Source organism: Streptomyces atratus (assembly GCF_014648655.1).
Lineage (GTDB): Bacteria > Actinomycetota > Actinomycetes > Streptomycetales > Streptomycetaceae > Streptomyces > Streptomyces atratus.
Genome location: NZ_BMRN01000001.1, coordinates 596,288 through 619,098 on the forward strand (window position 1 = coordinate 596,288; position 22,811 = coordinate 619,098).

Sequence of the window (22,811 nt, forward strand, 5' to 3'; positions counted from 1 at the left end):
CCCATGGATCACTTCGAGCGGCAGCTGGCACAGATGATGCGCGACACCGAGGCGCCCGCACCGTTCGAGCCGAAGCACCGGGAACGTCTCTGGGCAGGGGTGCGTGTCCGCTCCCGGAGACGGGCCGCGCAGAGGGCAGTCGGCTCCGTCCTGGCAATCGTCGGCCTCAGTGTCGGGCTGTTCCTGCTGCCCGGCCGTACGACCCCGGTCGAGCCCAGCCACCCCGGCCCACAGCCCGCGACGAGCCCGTCGCCCTCCGCCTCGCCCGCGACACCCGACGCGTCCCTGAGCGCGCCCCCCTCCTCGGACACCTCCACCGCCCCCGCGGCCCCGGACGGGAACGCCACAATCATGCCGCCACCCTCGACCTCGGCCCCGCCTTCGGGTACGGCGACCGCGCGGAACTAGCCGTCGAACGCCTCGTCCTCGCTCGTCACCCCGTAACGCGGCAGCACACCGTCGCCCCGAGTTTCTTCGGCCTGCCCCGTACCAGGTCACAAAAAGGATAAAACATGAGAAGTCAAGGGTCACTTGCCCTGAAGGACCTGAGCCGGCTGCCGCACCGCACACCGGTGGCGACGCATCACCCGGAGCCCGTCCTGGACGTGGTCGTCCCCGTGTTCAATGAGGAGAGAGATCTGGAGCCGAGCGTGCGACGGCTCCACGCACACCTGTGCGAGACCTTCCCCTATCCGTTCCGTATCACCATCGCCGACAACGCCAGCACGGACAGCACCCCGCAGATCGCCGCTCGGCTGGCGGACGAACTGCCCGAAGCACAGTGGCTTCGGCTGGCCGAGAAGGGGCGCGGCCGGGCGCTGCGTACCGCCTGGTCGCTCTCGTCGGCCCCCGTACTCGCGTACATGGACGTGGACCTGTCCACGGAACTGACGGCGTTGCTGCCGCTCGTGGCCCCGCTGCTCTCCGGCCACTCCGATATCGCCATCGGCACTCGCCTGGCCCCCGGTTCCCGGGTGGTGCGCGGCCCCAAGCGAGAGATCACCTCTCGTTGCTACAACGCCCTCCTGCGCTCCGTCCTCGCCGTGGGCTTCTCCGACGCGCAGTGCGGATTCAAGGCGGTGCGGCGTGATGTGGCCGAGCGACTGCTGCCCCTCATACAGGACTCGGAGTGGTTCTTCGACACCGAACTGCTGGTGATCGCCGAGCGTGCCGGGCTGCGCATCCATGAGGTGCCGGTCGACTGGGTGGACGATCCCGACACCCGGGTCGACATCCTCGCCACGGCACTGGCCGATCTGCGCGGCATCGCCAGGATCGGCGGGGCACTGGCGCGGGGCACGCTGCCGCCGGGCGGGTCGCTCCGCGCCGGTGGCGCCGACGCACCGGGCAGGCTCGCCACCCAACTCGTGTGCTTCGCCGCCGTAGGAGCCGTCAGCACCCTCGCATACCTGCTCCTCTACGCGGCGCTGCGCCCGGCGGCCGGATCCCAGGCCGCCAACGCACTCGCGCTGCTGGTCTGCGCCGTCGCCAACACGGCCGTGAACAGGCGGCTCACCTTCGGCCTCCGTGGCCGCGGCGGTGTGCTGCGCCACCAGAGCAGGGGCCTGGTCGTCCTCCTGATCGGCCTGGCGCTCACCGGCGGATCGCTCGCCGCCCTGCACCACGCGGTGCCCTCGGCCGGGCAGGCCATCGAACTCGCCGTACTCCTCGCCGCCAACCTGGCCGCGACACTGCTGCGGTTCCTGTGCTTCCGAGTGTGGGTGTTCCGCGCATGATCAGGACCACCGCCCGTACGACCGCGAACGCCACCCCGATCTGGAACGCGAGGCTGTCGCAGCAGCCCGCCACCACGGGCCCCGACCGCCGGCGCCGGTTGCGCCGCACAGCCGAGCGCTACGGTCCCGTACTGGCCGTCTACGGCACGCTCAAGTTCATCGGCTTCGCCGCCTTCATGTGGCTGCTGCACTCCGCCGGGGACTACCGCACGAAGCACCCGCGCTTCGGCGGCGGCGCCCACCCGTGGGACGTCCTGGCCAGCTGGGACGGCTGGTGGTACCAGCAGATCGCCGCGCACGGGTACGACCCTCGGCTGGTCCCGATCCCCGGCGCCACCGGCCCGATCACCCTCGAAGGGAACTCGGCGGCGTTCTTCCCGCTCTACCCGGCGCTGATGCGGCTGGTCTCCGAGCTCACCGGCCTCGGCGTGTACGGCGCCGGCCTGCTGGTCTCCGTCGTCGCCTCCCTGGCCGCCGCCCTGGGCATCTACGCCGTCATCGAACGCCTCGGCGGCAGACGGGCCGGGCTGGCCGCGGCCGGACTCTGGGCCGTCTGGCCCGGTTCCGGCGTGGAGTGGGCGGTCTACTCCGACTCCCTCTACGTGGCCCTGGCCGTCTGGGCCTGCCATGCCGTCCTGAGCCGCCGCTGGCTCACCGCCGGTCTCCTCACCTGCGTGGCAGGGCTCAACCGGCCCACCGCCGTGGCGCTGATAGCCGCCGTCGCCGTCGCGGCCCTGCTCGCGCTCCACCGTCGCCGGGACGGCATCCTGCGTCCGGTGGTCGCGATGGCCGTCGCCCCGCTCGGCCTCCTCGCCTATCTCGGCTGGGTGGGTCACCAAATGGGCGACTACGGCGGCTACTTCAAGCTCCAGTCCGGCGCCTGGGCCCACGAGTGGGACTACGGCCGGCACACCCTTGACGTCCTCACATCCGTCCCGGTGGGCCACTCCGACTATCTCTCCGCCTGGCCCTTCGCGGACCTGATCGGCGTCGGTGTCGTCCTGCTCGCGCTCGCCCTGCTCACGCTGCTGATCCGGCTGCGTCCCCCGGCCGTCCTGATCGTCTACACCGTCCTCACCCTCGTCCTCGTCCTGGGCAGCCAGCAGATATTCGGCAACGTCTCCCGCTATCTGCTCCCCCTCTTCCCGCTCTTCCTCCCGCTCGCCCTCGCCCTGCGCCGCCTCAGCCCGACCCACCAGCTGATGCTCCTCGGCGTCGCGGCCCTGGCTTCCGGCTCGTACGCGGGCTACGGCCTTTTCGAACTCGGCGTCCCGTAACCGACGGCCCCAGGAATGGATGCCCGATGACCACGACCCTGCCCACCGCCGTGTGGGGTGGTGTCTCGGCCGGGTGTGGGGTGGCGGCGAGCAGCATGGGTGACTCCGTTGCCGGAGAGGGCTTTTGGGCAGGGGGAGCGCGGCACGGCGCTCCCGTGGTGCGGGGCGCCGTGCCGTGCGCGGTGGTGCGGTGGTGCGGGTGCGGCAAGTGGATCGGCTGGTTCAGCCGAGGACCGCGAGCGCGTCGATCTCGATCAGCAGGCCCTTGGGGAGACCGACGTAGACCGTCGTACGGGCGGCCGGGGCCGCCTTGAGGTTCTGCTCGCCGAAGTAGGCGTTGTAGATCTCGTTCATCTCGGCGAAGTGGTCCACGTCCGTGAGGTAGACGCGCATCATCATCACGTCGTCCCAGCTCGCGCCGCCCTCCTCCAGGATCGCCTTGACGTTGGCGAAGGTCTGGAGGGTCTGCTCGCGCAGCGTCGGACCGGCGGGGGTGGGCGCCTGGCCCTCGATGGCGGGGAGGAAGCCGACCTGGCCGGCGACCTGGAGGATGTTCCCCTTCTTCACGCCGTGCGAGAACTTCGCGGGCGGCGTGGTGTGGGTGCTCGGGGTGAGGGCGATCTTCTCGGTCATGGCTGTTCAGGCTTTCTTGGGTTGGTTGGTGCCGGAGTACTCCCGGCTGATGGTGTCGGCGGTGCGGCGCACCAGGGGGAGCAGGGTGAGGAGTTCCTCGGCCGTCACGACGACATTGGGTGCGGAGACCGACATCGCGGCGACGACCCGCCCGTCCGCACCCCGGATGGGAGCGCCGATGCAGTTGATGGACTCCTCGTGGCCGCCGAGGTCGGTGGCCCAGCCCTGTTCACGGACGGCGGCGAGCTCCTTGAGGAAGGCGCCGGCGTTCGGGGTCGAACGGGACGTGTACATGGGGTAGTCGAGCTTCTCGGCGACGGCGCGCCGCTCGGGCTCGGTGAGATCGGCGAGGAGCAGCTTCGCGACGGCGGCGACGGTGATCGCGACGGGCTTGCCGATCCGCGAGTACATCCGGACCGGGTAGCGGCTCTCGACCTTGTCGATGTAGAGGACCTCGTGCTCCTCGTACACCGCGAGATGCACGGTGTGGCCGCAGCTCTCGTTGAGTTCGACGAGGTGGGGGTGGGCGATCTCCCGTACGTCGAGGTTCTCGACGGCCTCCTGCGCGAGCGCGAAGAGGCGGGCACCGAGGCGGTAGCGCTGGTCCTGCTGGCGGTAGACGAGTCCGTGCTCGTGGAGCGTACGGAGCAGGCGCAGCGCGGTGGACTTGTGGACGCCGAGCCGCTCCGCGACCTGCCCGAGGTCGGCGGGCCCCTCTGCGAGCAGCGGCAGGATGCTCAGCGCCCTGTCGACGGTCTGACTCATACGCGTGCCTCGCTGCCCTCGGCCCGGTCTTCGCCCGGGACGCCCCTCTTGTCCGTTCGCTCGCTGCGCTCGCTCACGTCGTACGTACCTCCTGGTCGTGCCCCGTCCACCCGGGGCCGAGACGAAGTGTCCCCCAGGCCTCGTCGTCCAGTGCGGCAAGGGCGTCGGCATGAGCGCGGGCCGGAGGGGCGGTGAGGTCGCCGGGGACGGTGAGGACGGCGGCGGCCATGAGGTGGCCGTGCCGGACGCGGTCGCGCACGGGGAGTTCGCGGAGGGTGGCGGAGAGGAACCCGGCGGCGAAGGCGTCACCGGCGCCGACGGGGGCGACGACGTCGACCCGCAGGGCGGGGACCGCGGTGACGTCGTCGGCCTCGCCCGCGCCCGAGAAGACCGTCGCCCCGTCGGACCCGCGCTTCACGACCAGCACCCCCGGCTCCGGCAACGCCGCGCGAATCGCCTCCGCGCCCTTCACCCCCCACGCCTCCTCCGCCTCGTCCTCGCCGACGAAGACCAGGTCGGAGCGGCGGGCCAGGTCCAGGAGCACCTCGGGGGCCGCGTCGGCGTCGCGCCACAGGCCCGGCCGGTGGTTGACGTCGAAGGAGATCAGCGGGCGACCGGGCCGGGGGGCGGTCAGGTCGTGGAGCAGGGCCAGGCAGCCGGCGGAGAGCGCCGCCGTGATGCCGGACAGATGCAGGACGCGGCCCGCGAACAGCGCCTCGTACGGGACGTTGTCCGGGGACATCGCGGAGGCGGCGGACCCGGCCCGGTAGTACGCGACCTCGTGCACATCGGTGGCCCGGTCCGTCGCCGTACGGAAGTAGATCCCGGTGGGCCGCACCGGATCGCGCTGCACGGCACAGGTGTCGACCCCGTAGCCGGCGACCGCCTCGACGAGGTGGTCCCCGAACCCGTCCGCACCGACCCTGCTGACCCAGGCCGCCCGGTGCCCGGCGGCGGCGAGCGCGCAGGCGACGTTGGACTCGGCGCCGCCGATACCGCGACCGAAGGAGGGTACGTCGGCGAGGCGTCCGGGCTGCGACGGCAGGAACGTCACCATGGACTCGCCGAGGCACACGACTTCGGCGGTCGTGGCGGCGTCGGCGGTCCTGGCCGGGGTTCCGGACACTCGGGGCTCCTCGCGGGGTCGGCTGGTTCGGTGATTCGGCGGATATGGCGGGGCAGCGGTGCGGCGCCGGCTGCCGGCTTTCGGCATTGACCCGGCGTCGGCTCGGATGTTAGACAGCGTTAAGCGATATGCGCAATGGGTGTTGCATATCCTGCAACGAATACTTCGATCGAGGAGGCCCCCTTGGCCGCCGACCGTCCTGTGGCCGGACTTGCCGACGAGCTGGTCGACCACCGCTTCAAGGCGCTCCCGCCCGACGCGGAGGGGCTGACCGTCGGCGCCCTCGCCGCCGAGCGACGCAATCTCTTCACGGGCGGTTTCACCACCCCGGTGCTCGCCCTGTCCGCCGAGTCGGTCGAGCACAATCTCGCCCTTCTGGAGACGTACGCGGAGCACCACGGGCTCGCCTTCGCCCCGCACGGCAAGACCTCCATGTCTCCGCAGCTCTTCGCCCGCCAGCTGGAGCACGGCGCCTGGGGCATCACCGCGGCCGTGCCGCACCAGGCGCGGGTCTACCGGGCGTACGGAATCCGGCGGATCTTCCTCGCCAACGAGCTCGTCGACGCCGTGGCCCTGCGCTGGCTGGCCGGTGAGCTGGACTCCGATCCGGACTTCCGCTTCATCTGTTACGTGGACTCGGTGCGCGGCGTGGAGCTGATGGACGAGGCGCTGCGGGCGGCGGGCGCCTCCCGCCCCGTGGACGTCGTCGTGGAGCTGGGCGCGGGCGAGGGTGCGCGTACGGGTGCCCGTACCGAGGCCGAGTGCGCGGCGGTCGCCGATGCGGTGGCCGCGGCCTCGACGCTGCGGCTGGTGGGCGTGGCCGGTTACGAGGCCGAGGTGCCGGACGCGTCCGGCGAGCGGGTACGGGAGTGGCTGAGCCGGCTCGTCGCGCTGGCCGTCGACTTCGACCGCGCGGGCCGGTTCGCGGCGTCGGCGGCCGACGAGGGGATCGTGATCAGCGCGGGCGGCAGCGCGTGGTTCGACGCGGTGGCGGACGTGTTCGCCCAGATCCCGGAACTCTCCGGTCCGGTGCTCAAGCTGCTGCGCTCGGGGGCGTATGTCTCGCACGACGACGGCCACTACCGCCACCTGACCCCGTTCAACCGTGTCCCGGAGGAGGGGGCCCTGCAGCCCGCCTTCCGGCTCTGGGCCCAGGTCGTCTCCCGCCCCTCGCCCGAGCAGGCGTTCCTCAACGCGGGCAAGCGGGATGCCGCGTACGACCTCGACCTCCCGCAGGCACAGGTCGTACGGTCCGGCCGCGACGGCTCGGTCCGGCCCGCGAAGGGTCTCGCGGTCAGCGGTCTGTCGGACCAGCACACGTGGGTGCGTACGGAGCCGGGCGCGGAGCTGGAGGTGGGTGACTGGGTGGGGATGGGTCTGTCGCACCCGTGCACGAGCTTCGACAAGTGGCAGCTGATTCCTCTGGTGGAGGCGGACGGCACGGTCACGGATTACATCCGCACGTTCTTCTGACCTCTGCCCGTCCCTCCCCGGGTCCGGGGGCTCCGCCCCCGGACCCCCGCTCCTCGATCGCCGGAGGGGCTTGATCCTGGCGAAAGGCGGCCCACCAAATGGACGTGGTCATCCGTAACGCACACGTCATCGACGGCACCGGCACCCCCGCCCACCGCGCAGACGTGGCCATCGGGGACGGCCGGATCGTCGAGATCCACCCCGAACACGCCCCCGGCCCGCGCCCCACCGGCCGCCGTACCCTCGACGCCGACGGACTCGCGCTCTCCCCCGGCTTCATCGACATGCACGCGCACAGCGATCTCGCGCTGCTCCGCGACCCCGACCACAGCGCCAAGGCCGCACAGGGCGTCACGCTCGAAGTCCTCGGTCAGGACGGCCTGTCGTACGCCCCGGTCGACGACCGCACGCTCGCCGAGGTACGCAGGACGATCACCGGCTGGAACGGCGACGGTTCGGACCTCGACTTCGACTGGCGCACGGTCGGCGAGTACCTGGACCGCCTGGACCGCAACTTCGACGGCCGGGGCATCGCGGTCAACGCCGCCTACCTCATCCCGCAGGGCACGGTCCGGATGTACGCGATGGGCTGGGAGGACCGCCCGGCCACCGACGCCGAACTGACCCGGATGAAGGAGCTCGTCGCCCAGGGCATGGCGGACGGCGCGGTCGGCATGTCCTCCGGCCTCACGTACACACCCGGCATGTACGCGAACGACGCCGAACTCACCGAACTGTGCCGGGTGGTGGCCGGGTACGGCGGCTACTACTGCCCGCACCACCGCTCGTACGGGGCGGGCGCGCTCGGCGCGTACGAGGAGATGGTGCAGCTCACCAGGAACGCGGGCTGCGCCCTCCACCTCGCCCACGCCACCATGAACTTCGGCGTGAACAAGGGAAAGGCACCGGACCTCCTCGCCCTGCTCGACGACGCCCTCGACGCGGGCGCGGACATCTCCCTCGACACCTACCCGTACACGCCGGGCTGCACGACCCTCGTCGCGATGCTGCCGGGCTGGGCGAGCGAGGGCGGACCCGAGTCGATCCTCACCCGCCTCGCGGACGACAGGGTGGCGGAGCGGATCCGGCACCACATGGAGGCACTGGGCTCGGACGGCTGCCACGGCGTGCCGATCGAGTGGGACACGATCGAGATCTCGGGCGTCGGCGTCCCCCGCCTCGCCGGCCATGTCGGCCGTACGGTCGCCGAGTCCGCCCGCCTGCGCGGGGAGGCCCCCTGGGTGACCGCACGCCGGCTGCTCATCGAGGACCGGCTCGGCTCCACGATCCTCCAGCACGTGGGCCACGAGGAGAACGTCCAGCAGATCATGCGCCACCGGGTACACACCGGCGGCAGCGACGGCATCCTCCAGGGCGACAAGCCGCATCCGCGCGCGTACGGCACGTTCCCGCAGTATCTCGGCCGGTACGTACGGGAGTTGGGCATCCTGTCACTGGAGGAGTGCGTCGCCCACCTCACCTCCCGCCCGGCGAAGCGACTGCGTCTGACCGACCGGGGACACGTACGCGAGGGCTACCGCGCGGATTTGGTCCTCTTCGACCCGGCGACGGTGGCGGCGGGCTCCACGTTCGAGGAACCGCGTACGTTGCCGGCCGGCATCCCGCATGTGCTGATCGACGGCCGCTTCGTCATCGAGGACGGCCGCCGGACCCAGGTGCTGGCGGGCCGAGCGGTACGGGGAGCGGACCGCACCCGCTGATCCGGGCCGAAGAACCCCTACGACCACAACCGCGACGGGGTCGTGGACGCGACCTGCACGGGTGGCGAGCGCGTGAAGGGGTTCCATGGCTCGGCATCGTCAACGCCCTGCGAACAGTCAAGTGACCCCGTCGATCAACTTGTTGAGTCTCCACACGCGTCATACCACCCGTACCGCGAACCAACTGGAGACCTCTATGACAGCGCCGCGCACGTGCTCCCGTCGCCTCGTCGCCCTTCCGCTGGGGATGGTCATGGCGACCGCCCTCGCAATCCTGCCCAACGTCACGGCGTCGGCGGCCGACGCGGTCCCGACGGCCACGACGGCCACGACGGCCGACGCGACCTCCCTCAGCTACATCGTCAACGTCGCTACCGGACGAGGCCCGTCCACGACGGTGAAGAAGGCCATCGCCGACGCGGGCGGCACCATCGTGATCTCGTACGACCGGATCGGCGTGATCGTCGTCCACTCCTCGAACCGCGACTTCGCCCGGACCGTCCGCAGGGTTCCGGGCGTGCAGTCGGCCGGCGTCACCCGCAACGCGCCCCTTGCCGCGCAGTCGACGACCGAGGTCGGCGCGACGCGGGTGCTCAGCGCCCAGGAGGTCGCGAGCGCTCAGTCGGCCGAAGGCCAGGACCCCCTGGAGTCGTCGCAGTGGGACTTGCCCGCCATCAAGGCGGACAAGGCACACGAGAAGACGCTCGGCAGCCGCGACGTCACGGTCGCCGTCATCGACACCGGCGTGGACGACACCCATCCCGACCTCGCCCCGAACTTCGACCGTGAGGCGTCCGTCAACTGCGCCTCGGGCAAGCCGGACACCGCGGACGGGGCCTGGCGGCCGAGCACGTCGGAGGGCGCCGCCCACGGTACTCATGTCGCGGGTGAGATCGCGGCAGCCAAGAACGGCATCGGCATGACCGGCGTCGCGCCCGGCGTGCGGGTCGCCGGCATCAAGGTGTCCACCCCGGCGGACTACATCTACACCGAGGCCGTGGTCTGCGGCTTCGTCTGGGCGGCCGAACACCACGTGGACGTCACCAACAACAGCTATTACACCGACCCCTGGAACTTCAACTGCCTCGACGACCCGGACCAGAGAGCACTCGTCGACGCCACCACCCGGGCCTCGCGGTACGCGGAGCGCAAGGGCACGGTCAACGTCGCGGCCGCGGGCAACGAGCGCCGCGACCTGGACGCGGACTCCCTCACCGACCCCGCCTCCCCGAACGACGGCATGCCGGGCGACCGCGTGATCGACCCGCACAAGTGCCTGGTCATACCGCCCCAGCTGCCCGGTGTGGTGACCGTGGCCGCGACCGGCGCGAAGGGCATCAAGTCGTCGTTCTCCAACTACGGTCTGAACGTCATTGACGTCGCCGCGCCCGGAGGCGACTCCATCCTCTACCAGCCCCCGGCCGCGCCGGCCGGCGATGCTGGGATCCTCGGCACGATGCCCGGCGGCACGTGGGCCTTCAAGTCGGGCACGTCGATGGCGTCCCCGCACGTCGCTGGGGTGGCCGCCCTCATCAAGTCGACGCACCCGCACGCCACCGCCGGCCAGGTGAAGGCCCTGCTGTACTCCGAGGCCGACGCCACGCCGTGCACGGATCCGTACGACATCGACTCCGACGGCGAGATCGACGCCGTGTGCAAGGGGCCGAAGAACCACAACGGTTTCTACGGGCGGGGGATCGTGAACGCGTTGAACGCTGTGACGAAGTAAGGGCTCGGTTACTCCTCGCGGCCTGGACCGCGCCTGCCCCATCTGTCACCGCAACATGCCAGAGCCGATATCGACCTGACCAGGCCCTACTAGGTGGTCACACAGGGTGGGTCGTACGGCAGTTCGGGAACGTATCGGCTCCATTGCTGTCGGCTCAGGGCGCCGGAGCTTCCGGCGCAGATGCGACTGATGGCGGTCTCGACCTTCAGGTCCCAGAGCGTGGCCACGCCGTCGTCGGTGGTGGCAGCCAGGGTGTGACCGTCCGGGCTGAACGCCAGAACGGCCACGAATCCCGTATCCACGGTCAGCGGCCGGCCGATGGCGGTGGGGTGGTCGGGATCGGTGACGTTCCACAGGTTGATGGTGCCGTTGTCGGTGTGGCCGGCCGCTGCGAGGGTGTGCCCGTCCGGGCTGAACGCCACCGACCACAGGCTGCCGCCGGGCACAGTAAGGGGACTGCCCCTGCGCGTGAGGTGGTTGGGGTCGGTGGCATTCCACAGGGTGACGGTGCCGCGGCTGTTCCCGGTGGCGAGGGTGCGGCCGTCCGGGCTGAACGCCACCCAGGTGCTGGTGGCGATCGGCTGGTCGATCGGCTCCCCGATACGGACCCCCGGGTCCGTCGTACTCCACAGTCCGACTTGCCGGTTGCTGCCGTCGCCGCCGGCCGCCAGCATCGTGCCGTCGCGGCTGAACGCCAGGGATTCGACGGACCTCGTGTCTGAATTGGAGATGCCGGGTTGGGTGACGGGCTTTGCGGGGTCGCTGACGTCCCACAGGGCGATGCTGCCGAACTTGTCGTCGCCGGCCGCGGCCAGGGTGTTGCCGTCGGGGCTGAACGCCAGGGAGAAGATGAGCCCGTTCGCCCCGGTGAGGGTCTCAGGGAGGCGAACGGGATGGCTGGGGTCGGCGGTGTTCCACAGCGTGACGGTGCCGCCACTGTCGCCTGCGGCCAGGGTGCGCCCGTCCGGGCTGAACGCCACGGCGTCGACCGCGTCCTCGGGGCCGGTGAGCGGATCACCGCGGGGAGCGGGGTTGTTGGGGTCGGCGGTGTTCCACAGTGAGACGGTCTTGTTCTGGTTTCCTGCGGCCAGGGTGCGCCCGTCGGGGCTGAACGCCACGGACACCACATTGCCGCCGGCGCCGATGATCCGGGTCGGCGGCAGACTCCACAGATCGACGTTGCCGTCGCTGTTTCCGGCGGCGAGGGTGCGGCTGTCGGGGCTGAACACCACGTCGGTGACCGAGTTGCCCGGACCGGTCAGCGGCCGGCCCAGAGGACCGATGGCCCCGGGGCGGGTGACGTTCCACAGATGGATGGCGCGGTCGGCACTGCCGGCCGCCAGGGTGTGACCGTCGGGGCTGAACGCCACCGACATGACGGGCTGGGCGGGACCCGTCAGCGGCTTGCCCAGAGAGGTGGGGTGGCCGGGGTCGGCGACCTTCCACAGGTGGACCTTGCTGTCGGTGGATCCGGCGGCCAGGGTGCGGCCGTCGGGGCTGAACGCCAGGGAGTTGACGGGATGCCCGGTCTTCAGGGAACGGCCGCGGACGGGGTGGGCCGGGTCGGTGGTGTCCCACAGGCTGATGGTGCCGGCGTCGTCGTCGCATGCGGCGGCCAGGGTGTGACCGTCGGGGCTGAACGCGACACGATGGGAGAAGACGTCGGGGCAGTCGAGGTACAGGGGCGCTTTCGCGGGCTTGACGTCGTCGGGGTGGGTGACGTTCCACAGGCTGACGAATCCGGCGTGCCATACGGCGGCCAGGGTACGGCCGTCGGGACTGAACGCCAGCGATTCGACGGAGCTCAAGGCGTCCCAGCCCTGAATGCCGGGACTCTCCGGCCGGCCGAGCAGGACGGGGTGGCTGGGGCTGGTCAGGCTCCACAGGTCGACGAATCCGCCGGAACCGTCGTCGCCGTTGTGGCTCGTGTGGCCGCCGACGGCCAGCACCTGGCCGTCCGGGCTGAACTCGAGCGACAGGATCGAATTGACGGAACGGTCCACGGGCACGGGTCGGCCCAGCGCCACCGGACGGCCGGGATCGGAGACGTCCCACAGCCGGACGAGGTTCTGGTCGATGCTCCCGGCCGCCAGCATGTGCCCGTCGGGGCTGTAGGCCACGGTGTACACCGCGCCGCGCGGGCCGGGAAGCCGGGTGGCCAGCGGGGTGTTCTGGGTCGTGATGAGCCGGGACGCCGCATCCGGGTTCGGGTCCATACGGTAGGCGGTCAGCGCGAGCTGGGCGGACAGCGAGGGATCGGTCGGGCCCAGTTGCACGGAAGCGGAGGTGACGGCGGCGTTGATGGCCTGGTCGCGGGATTGCAGGGCCTTGGTGGCGAATTCCCGGGCGTTGGCCTCCTGCCGGAAGGCGAACACTGCGGCCAGCGAGGCGACCACGGCCAGGGCGGTGATGGTCGCGACCGCGGCGCGCCGGAGCCGTTGCCCGCGCCGCTGGTGGTGGCGGGCGGCCGCCAGAAAGGCCCGGGCGACGCCGCTGAGTTCCGCCCCGCGCGTCTCGGCCCAGGCGAGGGCGGTCTCCAGGCGGTTGCCGCGGTACAGCGCGGCTGCCTCCCGGCCGGCCTGTTCCCAGAGCGCGGCCGCGTCTTCCAGATCCTGTCGTACGAGGTTCCCGGTGCGGTCGTGCTCGATCCAGTCCCGCAGCCGGGGCCAGGCACGGATGAGCACCTCATGGGTCATCACCACCGTGTCCTGGTCCAGGGTCAGCAGTCGGCCTTCGGTGAAGTCGTCCAGGACTCTGGCGGCCGCATCCCGGTCGGGCGCGTCACGCAGCAGCTCCTCGGACCGGACGCGCCGGCGGGTGTCGTCGGCGTCGCGTCCCACGATGACGAGCCGCAGGAACACCCACCGTGCGGCCTCCTGGCAGGGCGGCGGCAGGGTGTCGTAGAGCCTGTTCGCCGTCATGGCGATGGCGCCCTGGATGCCGCCGGTGACGCGGTACCCGTCCACGGTGAGCGTGTGGCCGTGGCGCTGCTGCCAGGTGGCCCGCAGCGCGTGTGCGAGCAGCGGCAGTCGGCCCGTGGTACTCGCCCCGACGGATCCGCCGACCGTGCCCAGCTCCGTCAGCAGCACCTCGACCAGGCCGTCTTCGACGTCCAGTCCCACGCTGCCTGCCGGGCGGCGGATCGCGTCCTTGAGTTCGCCCTCCGTCATCGGCTCCAGCAGGACCGGCCCGGCCCGGAGCGCCGCCCGGAGCTGCGGATGGGCCGTGCACGCGGCATAGAAGTCCGCGCGTACTCCCAGCACCACGACCGCCCCGCCCGAGGGCCGGGCCAGACGGTCGAGCACGTCGATGAGCCACTGCCGTTCGGTCTCGTCGCCGCAGGCCGTGAAGATCTCCTCGAACTGGTCGACCACGACGACCAGGCCCGCGGAGGGGGACTCCCCGGCGGGCGCCGGATCGCCGGCTCCGGTGATCTCGCGCAGCTCGGCAAGGCACCTTGCGGGATCGGCCCGCCACGCCGGTGCCGTGCGCCGGGCGGTCTCGGCGTCGAGCCCGGCGGCGGCCGCCAGTGCCAGGGCCGGGGATGCCGTCGGGGTCAGCAGCAGCCGCGGCCAGGTGCTCGACCCCGCCACCGGAAGCCGGCCGTCGTCCAGGGCCGGCAGTACCCCGGCCGCGAGCAGGGACGACTTCCCTGCCCCCGAGGGGCCGATCAGCACCAGCGGGCCGCCCTCACGCATCCGGGCGTCCATCCGCTCGCACACGAGGTGGACCATGCGCTCACGGCCGTAGAACCACTGCTTGTGTTCGTCGTCGAACGGGACCAAGCCCGGGTACGGGCACGGCACTTGGTCGGCGCCGGGGCCGGGCACGGTTCTGCGTCCCTCGTCGCCGAGGCGGACGTGGAGGTCGCGGCCGGCCATGAAGGCGCTGCCGCCGCCGGTCACGCGCGCCTCCTGCCGTCTCGGCTGCCAGAGGGGCGGCTCGTCGGGGGGCGATGCCTCGGTGCTGCGTTCGGTCACGCCTGTCCGTCCCTGGTGACGGTCATGTCCCGGCCGGCCAGGAACGCGTCGCCGCCGGAGACGTGTGCCTCCAGCGTCATCGAGCCCGTGATCTGCTGTTCCGGGGTTCCGGCAGCGCGCGGTTCCCCGCCGAACAGCGCGCGCAGCTCGTCGACGACGTCCGGCCGCGTGGCCATGAGCCGGATGATGCGGGCCTGCCACTCGGCGACCAGCAGCCCCTGGAGCTCCTCGCCGTCGCCCGTCTGCCGTGCCTGAAGCAACTCGCCGCGCGCATCGGTGAGTTCCTCCTCGACGCGCTCCGGGTGAGCGGACCGCCACAGCGCCAGGACCAAGGACTTGGCCGCGCCCCAGCCGTCCGTCGCCAGCAGATCGATCAGGCGCGCCGCGGCTGCCGATGCCAGGCCGGCGAGTTCCACACTCGTCTCCATGTCTTCTCCTTGTCCCTTACCGCCCGTGGGCCGCGATGGCGGTCATGGTCAGGTGGGAGGCGATGAACACGTGGTCGCCGCCCACCGTCCACATGAACCCCACGTCCGGCTGCCCGGGGTCGCTGTATCTCCACCGGGCCCTGCCGGTGGCCGCGTCGATGGCCCAGAGCGTCTTGGCGCCGTCGGTGGCGAAGACGGTGTCGGCCGAACACTGCGCGCTCTTGCCGCCCATCGCGAGGGAGGCGTTGAACTGGTTGGAACCGCCCATGTCGTTGGCGCCGTCGAGCGTCGCGACCCACTGGATCGTGCCGTCGGCCGTGGCCAGGGCGGCCAGGTCACTGCCGACCGGTACGTAGACGGTCGCGCCGTCCGGGCTGGAGAACGGGGTGCCGATCTTGACCTGGTCCCCGTTCTTCGCATCGAAGCGCCGATGCCACTTCTCGTTGCCCGTGGCCGCGTCCACGGCGAACAGCGTGTCGCCATTGCCGCCGGCGAACAGGAACAGCCCGGCGGCGTAGCACGTCAGCGGCCAGCCGGTGTTGAAGTAGTACGACTTGTACGGGATGGATACCTTCCAGCCGCGGGCACCTTTCCTGCCTGCGTCGATCATCTGGACGCGGCCGGGTTTCTTGGCCGGAACGGCCGAGGCAGCCAGCAGGTGGGAACCGGTTGGCGGCACGAGCACGTTGTTGATGTCCGTGCCCTTGACCTGCCACAGCCCCTTGCCGGTCGCGGCGTTGAACGCACGGATGTAGCCGGTGGTCGGAGACTCGGCCGAGTACTTCCCGCCTTTCTGGCGCACCTGTCCGCATACATAGACCGCGTCCCCCGCGACTGCCACATAGTTACTCGGGTACATCGACACCAACGTGGGGCCGCCGGGGTCGTAGGCGGCAAGGTTGGTCGCCCACTTCACCTTCCCGCTGGCGGCGTCGAACGCCGCCAGCAGGCCTGGCTGACTCGGTGTGTCGCAGAGCAGGTAGAACACTCCGTCCGCGTACGCCGTCCGGTACTCGAAGCTGCTCGTGCGGAACATGTTGGTCGTGTTCAGTGGGTGGAACACGGATTTTCCGGTCGCGGCGTCCAGGAACGACGTAGCCTTGGCCGTGACCACCATGACCACCTTGTCGGACGCTTCCAAGCAGGTGGGGGCGTGCTTTCCGGCCTCCGACCATGCCTTGACGGCGTCGGGTCCGGCCAGAACGATCTGTTCCGGCCCGTCCGTCGAGGACGGCGACGCGGAGGAGGCGGACGTGGATCGCGCGCCCGACGGAGAGGTCGGCCGCGCAGTGGGCCCGGGCCCGCCGGCCCGGCCGTCGGGTGCCGGTGACGAGTCGCCGGAGAAAGCGAGTGCTGCCGCGGTCCCGCCGAGTACGGCCGCGCCCCCGGCCAGAGCGGTGATCAGCTTCCGGCGGCTGACACCCGCGCCGACAGCGATCTCCGGCGGCGGAGGAAGCGGGCCCAGGCCGCCACCCCCGGCGGACACCGATCCCACCGCCGCGGTTGCGGCGGCCATGTCGGCGGTCACCGTCGGCGGCAGCCAACTGCCCGCCAGGGCAGGCAGGTTCTGATGCCTCAGGTAGGCGATGAGTTGCTCCGCGGTGGGACGGTCCGACGGTTCCGGGTACAGGCAGCCGCCGATCACGTCACGCAGCGACACCGGGAGTGCGTCCGTGTCCGGCTCGCCTCCGGAAGCCGCGAACAGCACGGTCGACCCGAGGTCGAACATGTCGTCCGTCGGTGAGGGTGCCGGACTTCCGGTGGCTCCCACCATCCCCAGTGCGGTGATGCGGGGCCCGTCCATGGTCAGCAGCACCGAGTCCGGGTTCACCTCGCCGTGGACCGTACCGGCCGCGTGGAGTGCGGCCAGCGCCCGGGCGAGGCCGTCGGCGAGCACCCGCAGAGCCGGTTCGGACAGCGGGCCGTGCCGGTCCACCGCCTGCCGGAGCGGCAGTCCGGCGGTGAACCGGGTCGCCAGCCAGGGAACCGGCGCGTCGGCGTCGGCATCCACCACCGGTATGAGGAAGGCACCGGACAGCGTCCGTGCCGCCCCGACGGCGGCTCGGAACCGCTCCCGGAACCCCGGGTCCGCGGCGAGTTCGGGCCCCACGACCGTGACCGTGACGAGGAGCCCCTCGTCCGAGCGGGCCGCGAAGACTTCGCTCCCGCCGGCGGTGCTCTGTCTTCCGAGCAGCGCATACGGCCCGATCCGACGAGCACCGTCTGCTCCGGGATGATCCATCCTCAGCCCCTCACGCCAGCCTGATCGTCTGATCACGGGCCGCCTGGTAAGCGCTGCCGCCGCCGGACACATGGGCCGTCATGGTGATTGATGGCTCCGGATCGGCGGCCGGCTCCGTGCCGTGCCCGGGTTCGACAGCGGGGTCGGTATCGGTATCGGACAGGAGAGCGGTCACCGCGTCGCCCAAGTGCTCCAGCCCGTCCGGCAGATGGGTCTCCGGAACGCGGAGGAACTGCAGGCGCGCCAGCTCCGCGATCTCGGCCGGCAGCGCCGAGGCGTCGGGCAGCATCGTCGCGTCACCCAGAAGTACCGGGACGACGCGGTTTCCCGCCCGCAGCGCTGTCGCGATCTCCAGCCGGACCCAGTCGTGAGCCCGGTCCAGGAGCCGCACCCCGTCCTCGCTCCGCGCGTCGAGCCACCCTGGCCCGATCAGTACGCACATGAGCTCGCACTCGGCGGCCTGCCTCCGCAGGATCTCGGCGAAATCGGCCCCGGGCGGTATCGACCGGCCCGACTTGAAGATCTCGTCGGCACCCAAGCGGTCGGACAGCGCGCGGTAGACGCGATTTCGCATCCACCGGGAGTCCGGTTTGCGAAAGCTGAGGAAGATGCGCGGCACAATTGCCCCCTCTCTGGCAAGCCTTGACGTCAGGGATCGTGCTCACCCTAGGGGCGCCGTACTCGCCCGGTGGCTATTCGCCGGGGATTGAATAGCGGCCGCAGGGCTCCGTACGCTGGCGGGTATGGATCCGGCGGACAGCTCGGCAGGGACGGTCCCGGCAGGGAGATCGCCCAGCATGCGTCTGCCGCCGGGCGACTTCGGCGTCGTCCTGGCCACACTCCGGGCACGTCGGGGGTGGAGCGTGCGCGAGTTCGCCCGGCGTGCGAACGTGTCCGAAGGGCAGATCTGCAATCTGGAGAGCGGGCTGCGCAACCCGACGCCCGCTGTGGCGGCGGCATGCGACGCGGCCTTCGGCACCGGCGGGGAACTCGTCGAGCTGGCCGGGGCCGGCCGCCGCGGCGCCCGGGCCGAGGGCGTCGTCGAGGCCGGCCCCGTGGTCGCCGGATACGAGCGGGTCCTGTGGGAGCTGAAGGACATCGGCAGATCCACCGGACCGAGGTTCGTCACCGCTTCGATGAAGTCGATCACGCGGATCCTGACGGACGCCGGTCCGCACGCCGTTGGCGAGCAGCGTGCCGAGATCTGGCTGCTGGCCTCGAGGTTCGCCGAATACACGGGGTGGATGGCACAAGAGGCGGGAAATCCCGCGGAGGCGTTGCGCTGGACGAATCTCGCTGTCCGCTGGGGCGCACACGGCGGGGACGAAACGGTGGCCGCGTATGCCCTGGTCCGCAAGGCGTTCATCGCCCAGCACCGCGGTGACACCTATGCGGCGATCGGATTCGCCGACCAGGCGGCCGGGCACCCGGCGGCCAACCCGGTGATCCGTGCGCACGCCGCGCGCCGCGCGGCCCAGGGGCATGCGCGCCGTGGCGATGCGGGGGCCTGCCGGGAGGCACTGGAGCGGTTCAGAAGCCACGCCGCCGAGGCCATCGGCGACCGGAGCCCTCACTGGGGCCCTCGCACCGAGAACGGCAGCCCTCGGCTCATCGAGGCGTCCTGCATGCTCAGCCTCCGTCGCTTCGAGGTGGCCGCCGACCTTTTCGCCACCGAGCGCCGGCGTCGGCCGACCGTCCCGGCGGACAGCAACTCCCTGGCCCGCTTCGCGGTTCGGCAGGCGACAGCCCTGGCCGGTGTCGGCCGCCTCGACGACGCCTGTCAGATCGTCGAGGCCACGCTGCCCGTGATCAAGCGCATCGATTCGGCCACCGTCCGCGCGGAGCTGGGCCGTTTCGTGGAACAGGCCCGGACCCGGAGAGCCAGCCCGGGCCAACTCGCCCTCATCGACGCATCGTCCGCCCTCGCGATCGGCTGACGGTACGGACAGATCTGGCTAGGACGGGTCCCGGTCCTCCGCCGCACGCTCCTTCGCCCAGGCCAGGTCCTCCTCCGTCGGGGCGTCGTCCTGGGTGAGGCTCATCCGCCAGTAGCCGCTGAACTCCACGGCGGCCCTGGGCAGTCCGCGCTCCTCGACCAGATGGCGGCGCAGGGCCCGCACCGCCCCGGCCTCGCCGGCCAGCCACGCCGCACCGGACCCGGCGGGCAGTTCGGCGCCCCTCACCGCGTCCGTCAATGTCTCGCCCCGGTCCCGGTGCACCCAGTGGACGCTCACCTCGCCGGGCGAGTCGAGCACCTGCTCCTCCGCCTCGTCGGCCACCTCGGCGTACACCACCGCCCGCGCCCCGGCCGGGAGGGACTCCAGGAGCGTCCCGATCGCCGGGAGCGCCGTCTCGTCCCCGGCCAGCAGCAGCCAGTCGGCGGTGGGCAGCGGCCGGGCGTACATCGACGACGGGCCGACCATGCCGAGGACGTCCCCGGGGCGCGCGTCCCGGCCCCAGCGGGCGGCGGGTCCTTCGTCGCCGTGGAGCACGAAGTCGACGGCCATCAGGCCGAGCCGCCGGTCGTACGCGCGAACCGTGAAGCTCCGCATCAGCGGACGTTCGGACTCGGGGATCGCGAGGTACGCCTCGTACCACCGCATGCCGTACGTGTCGTCGGCGTCCGGCTCCGGCAGCCGCGGCACCTCCTGCCCGTCCCTCGGGAAGCAGAGCTTCATCTGCTGGTCGGGCCGGTCCTCCATGAGCTCCGCCGGCGCGTCCCCGGCGAAGGTGATGCGTGCCGTCCGCGGGGTGATCCGCTCCACGCCCACGACCCGTACGTACGACACGGGCAATGCCTGCCCCATCGCGGCACCCACTCTCTGCGACTGATAGTTTATGCCGTAAGGAATTACCTCGGCGAAGTTACTTTATGACGTAAGGAGTCGCAAGTGGTGGTCTTTGCCGGACAGGGCGACGCCCGCCGTTCGATGTCCCTGCTCTGGCGCACCGAACAGCCGGCGCAGCGGCGCCGCGGCCCCGGGCCGGGCCCCAGGCCGGGGCTGAGCGCGGACGCGATCGTGACCGCTGCGATCGCCGTCGCCGACGAGGACGGCATGGCCGCGCTCTCGATGCGCGCGGTGGGCGAGCGGCTGGGACGTACGGCGATGGCGCTCTACACCTACGTCCCCAGCAAGAGCGAGCTGCTGGACCTGATGTACGACGCCGTCCACGCCGAGTTGCCCACCCGGTACGCCGGCATCGACAACTGGCGTACGGGACTGACCGATTGGGCACACGACACGCTCGCGTTCCTCCTCCGCCACCCTTGGGTGCTCCAGGTCTCCCAGGCCCGCCCGGTCCTCGGCCCGCACGAGTACGCCGGCCTGGACACGCTCGTACGCCTGCTGAACGGAACCGGGCTCGACGCGTCGCTCCGGCGGCGGCTGGTCGGCACGCTGACCCACTTCGTCCGCGGCTGCGCCGGGACGGTCGCCGAGGCGCGGCAGGCCGCGGCGGTGACGGGCGAGTCGGACGAGGAGTGGTGGTTCGCCCGCTCGGCGCTGCTGGGCGAGGTGGCGCCCGACTTCGCGGACCGCTATCCGAGCCTGAGCGCGATGGAGAGCGAGGGCACCCCGCAGCAGCCGCCCTCCGCCCCCGGCGAGGAGGCGATGCCGTACCTGGAGCGCGAGGCGCGCGAGACGTTCGCCGTCGGACTCGACGTGATGCTCGACGGGATCGACGCGGCGATCCGGCGCATGGGCACTCCGTGACCCCACGAGCGCGCGTCGCCGCCGCGGTGCCCGGTCGGCATCGCGGCGGCGACGTGGCTCACGAACTCACGGCTTGGGCAGGGCACATCCCGGCCGGTTGAGGTCGAACTTGTTGCCGGTACCGATGCACGGCACGATGCCGTAGGTCTCCTGGGCGTAGTTGATGCCCTGGCGCACCGTCACATTGCCGCTCTCGTCGACCTCGCACGGGTTGTTGTCCGTGCACTGCTGTCCGTCCTCGTTGCCGGTGTTGTTGACGGCGACGACCTTGCCGGTCGCGTTGTCGATCACCGGGGAGCCGGACGTGCCGCCGATGGTCTGGCAGGCGGAGGTGTAGCGGACCGAGTCCTTCCAGGTCCACTCGCCCTCCTTGAGACGGTAGACGAAACCGTCCACATTGCAGGCGTACGTGCGCTTCCAGTAGCCGGAGACCACCGTGATCGCGGTGCCCTGGACCGGGTGCGCGGTGTTGAGCTCCAGCGCCTTGATGCCGTAGCTGCTCTCGATCTGGGCGTAGGTGCGGGTGAGTTGGTACACCGATATGTCGGTGTCGGTCATCGTCCCGTACGCGATCTTGCTCGCCCGCAGGGTGCCGACTCCGCTGCCCGAGGCGTTCAGCAGGGTGAAGCTACGGGTGGACGGCTGGTTGAACACGACCTCGCCCGGCCCCGGGAATCCCGACTCCATGCAGTGCCCGTTGGAGAGCACGAGCGCGGGGTCGGAGGGCTGGGAGCTGGGCGTACGGACGACGGAGCCGGAACAGTTGCTGAGCGCGACGGTCCCGGCGAAGTTGACCGCCTTGGGGCTGAGCTTCGTCTTGACGGTGTCGGTCGCTGCCGCGTCGTGGCCGGTGGCCGCGGTCGCGGGTGCGATTCCCGCCCCGAGCAGCAGAACGGTGAAGAGCGCGCCGACGAGAGGCTTCTTCATGTGGGGGTCCCCTCCAGTGACCTGTGCAGGGCCCAAATGGCCCCTGCGGCCGAAGTTCCTTCGGTTTTGACATGCGCATGTTGGCGCACGGCAAGGGCCCCCACAAGGGGCGGTTTCAAGCCGTCGGGTATCGGGCCGTTCGGTCTCAGGCCGTCGGGCCCGTGCCGGCCGGTCTCAGACCGCGGTCCGCTCCACCGGGATCCAGAGCTCCGCCTCGGCCTGTCCGGCGTCCTGCGACACCCGGGTGCGCAGGATCTCGGGACCGGGCCTGCTCCGGTACGGATTGGACGAGAACCACTGGGTGAACACATCCCGCCACAGATACTGAAGTGCCTGCGGGAAGGGCCCGGAGTTCTCGAAGACGGCCCACGCGCCCGCCGGGACCACCAGTGCGTCCAGGTCCTCGGGCACGGCCCCACCGGTCACCACGGCGTGGTAGTAGTCGAGTTCGGTCCCCTCCGCCCGGCTGTCGGCGAGGTTGTCGCTGACCGAGACGACTCCCTCCGGTTCCTGGTCGGACAGTTCCGCGATGCGCCGCACCGTCTCCTGTCCGATGCCCCGGATGAATTCGGCGATGGCCGGATTCATCCCTTCGTGCACGAGCGGAACCCGCGCCTTCTTCCCGACCACACGGAACTCCTCCTTCTCCACGATCCGGTACCGCATGCTGCCGCTCCCTTCGACCACGAGGTGGAAGGACATCCGGGGCTGGGACCGCAGAGCCGCACCGGTCCGTCTGGCCTCGCCGGGACCGACACCGTGCATGGCCCGGAACGCCCGCGCGAACGCCTCCCCCGAGCTGTACCCGTAGCGCACCGCGATCTCCAGCAGCGTCCGCTCCCCTGCCAGCACCTCGGCGCCCGCGAAGGTCAGCCGCCGACGCCGGATGTATTCCGTCAGGGGCATCCCGGCCAACGCCGAAAACATCCGCCGGAAGTGGTACTCCGACGTCAGCGCGATACGCGCCGCCTCGGCCGCATCGATCCGCTGACCGAGGCGGCCCTCGATGTGCTCCATGGCCTGGTTCAGCCGCTCCAGCACCCCGGACTCCTTCCCTTACG

Annotated in this window: 18 protein-coding genes; 8 read left to right on the forward strand and 10 right to left on the reverse strand. The window is 71.2% G+C overall.

The window, feature by feature from the left end; genetic code table 11:
- Window positions 1-3 precede the first annotated feature (3 nt).
- From IEZ15_RS02645 to IEZ15_RS02655, 3 genes are all read left to right on the forward strand, one after another.
- Window positions 4-408, forward strand: a complete 405-nt coding sequence (locus IEZ15_RS02645) for a cellulase (protein ID WP_189273796.1) — start codon at window positions 4-6, stop codon at window positions 406-408.
- Window positions 409-512: 104 nt separating this feature from the next.
- Window positions 513-1,736 carry a bifunctional glycosyltransferase family 2/GtrA family protein gene (locus IEZ15_RS02650; protein ID WP_189273799.1) on the forward strand — a complete coding sequence of 408 codons (1,224 nt, stop codon included), beginning with the start codon at window positions 513-515 and terminating at the stop codon, window positions 1,734-1,736.
- Complete coding sequence (locus IEZ15_RS02655) at window positions 1,733-3,013, forward strand: glycosyltransferase family 39 protein (RefSeq protein ID WP_189273800.1); 1,281 nt, start codon at window positions 1,733-1,735, stop codon at window positions 3,011-3,013. Before IEZ15_RS02650 ends, IEZ15_RS02655 begins: the two co-directional genes overlap by 4 nt.
- Before the next feature lie 222 nt (window positions 3,014-3,235).
- Here the strand turns inward: IEZ15_RS02655 and IEZ15_RS02660 are convergent, their stop codons facing one another.
- From IEZ15_RS02660 to IEZ15_RS02670, 3 genes are all read right to left on the reverse strand, one after another.
- Window positions 3,236-3,646: a RidA family protein gene (locus IEZ15_RS02660; RefSeq protein WP_114246354.1), complete on the reverse strand. Its 411-nt coding sequence runs from the start codon at window positions 3,644-3,646 to the stop codon at window positions 3,236-3,238.
- A 6-nt stretch (window positions 3,647-3,652) separates the two neighbouring features.
- Window positions 3,653-4,411, reverse strand: coding sequence for an IclR family transcriptional regulator (locus IEZ15_RS02665; RefSeq protein WP_114246353.1), 759 nt, complete (start codon window positions 4,409-4,411; stop codon window positions 3,653-3,655).
- Between the two features lie 73 nt (window positions 4,412-4,484).
- Window positions 4,485-5,537, reverse strand: coding sequence for a sugar kinase (locus IEZ15_RS02670; RefSeq protein ID WP_229845696.1), 1,053 nt, complete (start codon window positions 5,535-5,537; stop codon window positions 4,485-4,487).
- Window positions 5,538-5,672: 135 nt separating this feature from the next.
- Between IEZ15_RS02670 and IEZ15_RS02675 the strand changes: the two genes are divergently transcribed.
- From IEZ15_RS02675 to IEZ15_RS02685, 3 genes are all read left to right on the forward strand, one after another.
- Entirely contained in the window at window positions 5,673-7,010 is a 1,338-nt protein-coding gene (locus IEZ15_RS02675; protein WP_189273804.1) for an alanine racemase, read from the forward strand.
- A 98-nt stretch (window positions 7,011-7,108) separates the two neighbouring features.
- A complete protein-coding gene (locus IEZ15_RS02680) occupies window positions 7,109-8,731 on the forward strand; it encodes an N-acyl-D-amino-acid deacylase family protein (RefSeq protein WP_189273806.1) in 1,623 nt (540 codons plus the stop codon).
- 196 nt (window positions 8,732-8,927) lie between these two features.
- Entirely contained in the window at window positions 8,928-10,460 is a 1,533-nt protein-coding gene (locus tag IEZ15_RS02685; RefSeq protein ID WP_189273808.1) for a S8 family serine peptidase, read from the forward strand.
- An 89-nt stretch (window positions 10,461-10,549) separates the two neighbouring features.
- On the opposite strand, the gene IEZ15_RS02690 is transcribed toward IEZ15_RS02685, so the two are convergent.
- Genes IEZ15_RS02690 through IEZ15_RS02705 form a run of 4 tightly spaced genes read right to left on the reverse strand, consistent with a single transcriptional unit; the run spans window position 10,550 to window position 17,729 of the window.
- Window positions 10,550-14,440, reverse strand: coding sequence for an nSTAND1 domain-containing NTPase (locus IEZ15_RS02690; protein ID WP_189273810.1), 3,891 nt, complete (start codon window positions 14,438-14,440; stop codon window positions 10,550-10,552).
- Window positions 14,437-14,868, reverse strand: coding sequence for a hypothetical protein (locus IEZ15_RS02695; protein WP_189273812.1), 432 nt, complete (start codon window positions 14,866-14,868; stop codon window positions 14,437-14,439). Before IEZ15_RS02695 ends, IEZ15_RS02690 begins: the two co-directional genes overlap by 4 nt.
- A 16-nt stretch (window positions 14,869-14,884) precedes the next feature.
- Window positions 14,885-17,110 carry an outer membrane protein assembly factor BamB family protein gene (locus IEZ15_RS02700; protein WP_189273814.1) on the reverse strand — a complete coding sequence of 742 codons (2,226 nt, stop codon included), beginning with the start codon at window positions 17,108-17,110 and terminating at the stop codon, window positions 14,885-14,887.
- A gap of 10 nt (window positions 17,111-17,120) precedes the next feature.
- Entirely contained in the window at window positions 17,121-17,729 is a 609-nt protein-coding gene (locus tag IEZ15_RS02705) for a toll/interleukin-1 receptor domain-containing protein (protein ID WP_189273816.1), read from the reverse strand.
- Window positions 17,730-17,907: 178 nt separating this feature from the next.
- On the opposite strand from IEZ15_RS02705, the gene IEZ15_RS02710 reads away from it, so the two are divergent.
- Window positions 17,908-19,047: a helix-turn-helix domain-containing protein gene (locus tag IEZ15_RS02710; protein ID WP_189273819.1), complete on the forward strand. Its 1,140-nt coding sequence runs from the start codon at window positions 17,908-17,910 to the stop codon at window positions 19,045-19,047.
- An 18-nt stretch (window positions 19,048-19,065) separates the two neighbouring features.
- On the opposite strand, the gene IEZ15_RS02715 is transcribed toward IEZ15_RS02710, so the two are convergent.
- Window positions 19,066-19,917, reverse strand: coding sequence for a siderophore-interacting protein (locus tag IEZ15_RS02715; protein ID WP_189273821.1), 852 nt, complete (start codon window positions 19,915-19,917; stop codon window positions 19,066-19,068).
- Window positions 19,918-20,001: 84 nt separating this feature from the next.
- On the opposite strand from IEZ15_RS02715, the gene IEZ15_RS02720 reads away from it, so the two are divergent.
- Window positions 20,002-20,823 (forward strand): TetR/AcrR family transcriptional regulator, encoded by an 822-nt coding sequence (locus IEZ15_RS02720; protein WP_189273823.1) that lies wholly within the window; start codon window positions 20,002-20,004, stop codon window positions 20,821-20,823.
- A 66-nt stretch (window positions 20,824-20,889) separates the two neighbouring features.
- Here IEZ15_RS02720 and IEZ15_RS02725 read toward each other — a convergent pair whose 3' ends face one another.
- Both IEZ15_RS02725 and IEZ15_RS02730 read right to left on the reverse strand, forming a co-directional pair.
- On the reverse strand, window positions 20,890-21,750 hold the full coding sequence (locus IEZ15_RS02725) for a S1 family peptidase (protein WP_189273825.1): 861 nt from the start codon (window positions 21,748-21,750) through the stop codon (window positions 20,890-20,892).
- A 174-nt stretch (window positions 21,751-21,924) separates the two neighbouring features.
- A complete protein-coding gene (locus tag IEZ15_RS02730; protein ID WP_189273827.1) occupies window positions 21,925-22,791 on the reverse strand; it encodes an AraC family transcriptional regulator in 867 nt (288 codons plus the stop codon).
- Between the last annotated feature and the right edge of the window lie 20 nt (window positions 22,792-22,811).

Coding starts and splice junctions, on each gene's coding strand:
- IEZ15_RS02695 (WP_189273812.1), bottom strand. CDS start 14,868: ATGGAGACGAGTGTGGAACTCGCCGGCCTGGCATCGGCAGCCGCGGCG.
- IEZ15_RS02645 (WP_189273796.1), top strand. CDS start 4: ATGGATCACTTCGAGCGGCAGCTGGCACAGATGATGCGCGACACCGAG.
- IEZ15_RS02650 (WP_189273799.1), top strand. CDS start 513: ATGAGAAGTCAAGGGTCACTTGCCCTGAAGGACCTGAGCCGGCTGCCG.
- IEZ15_RS02665 (WP_114246353.1), bottom strand. CDS start 4,411: ATGAGTCAGACCGTCGACAGGGCGCTGAGCATCCTGCCGCTGCTCGCA.
- IEZ15_RS02655 (WP_189273800.1), top strand. CDS start 1,733: ATGATCAGGACCACCGCCCGTACGACCGCGAACGCCACCCCGATCTGG.
- IEZ15_RS02710 (WP_189273819.1), top strand. CDS start 17,908: ATGCGTCTGCCGCCGGGCGACTTCGGCGTCGTCCTGGCCACACTCCGG.
- IEZ15_RS02675 (WP_189273804.1), top strand. CDS start 5,673: ATGGGTGTTGCATATCCTGCAACGAATACTTCGATCGAGGAGGCCCCC.
- IEZ15_RS02680 (WP_189273806.1), top strand. CDS start 7,109: ATGGACGTGGTCATCCGTAACGCACACGTCATCGACGGCACCGGCACC.
- IEZ15_RS02660 (WP_114246354.1), bottom strand. CDS start 3,646: ATGACCGAGAAGATCGCCCTCACCCCGAGCACCCACACCACGCCGCCC.
- IEZ15_RS02685 (WP_189273808.1), top strand. CDS start 8,928: ATGACAGCGCCGCGCACGTGCTCCCGTCGCCTCGTCGCCCTTCCGCTG.
- IEZ15_RS02715 (WP_189273821.1), bottom strand. CDS start 19,917: ATGGGGCAGGCATTGCCCGTGTCGTACGTACGGGTCGTGGGCGTGGAG.
- IEZ15_RS02725 (WP_189273825.1), bottom strand. CDS start 21,750: ATGAAGAAGCCTCTCGTCGGCGCGCTCTTCACCGTTCTGCTGCTCGGG.
- IEZ15_RS02700 (WP_189273814.1), bottom strand. CDS start 17,110: ATGGATCATCCCGGAGCAGACGGTGCTCGTCGGATCGGGCCGTATGCG.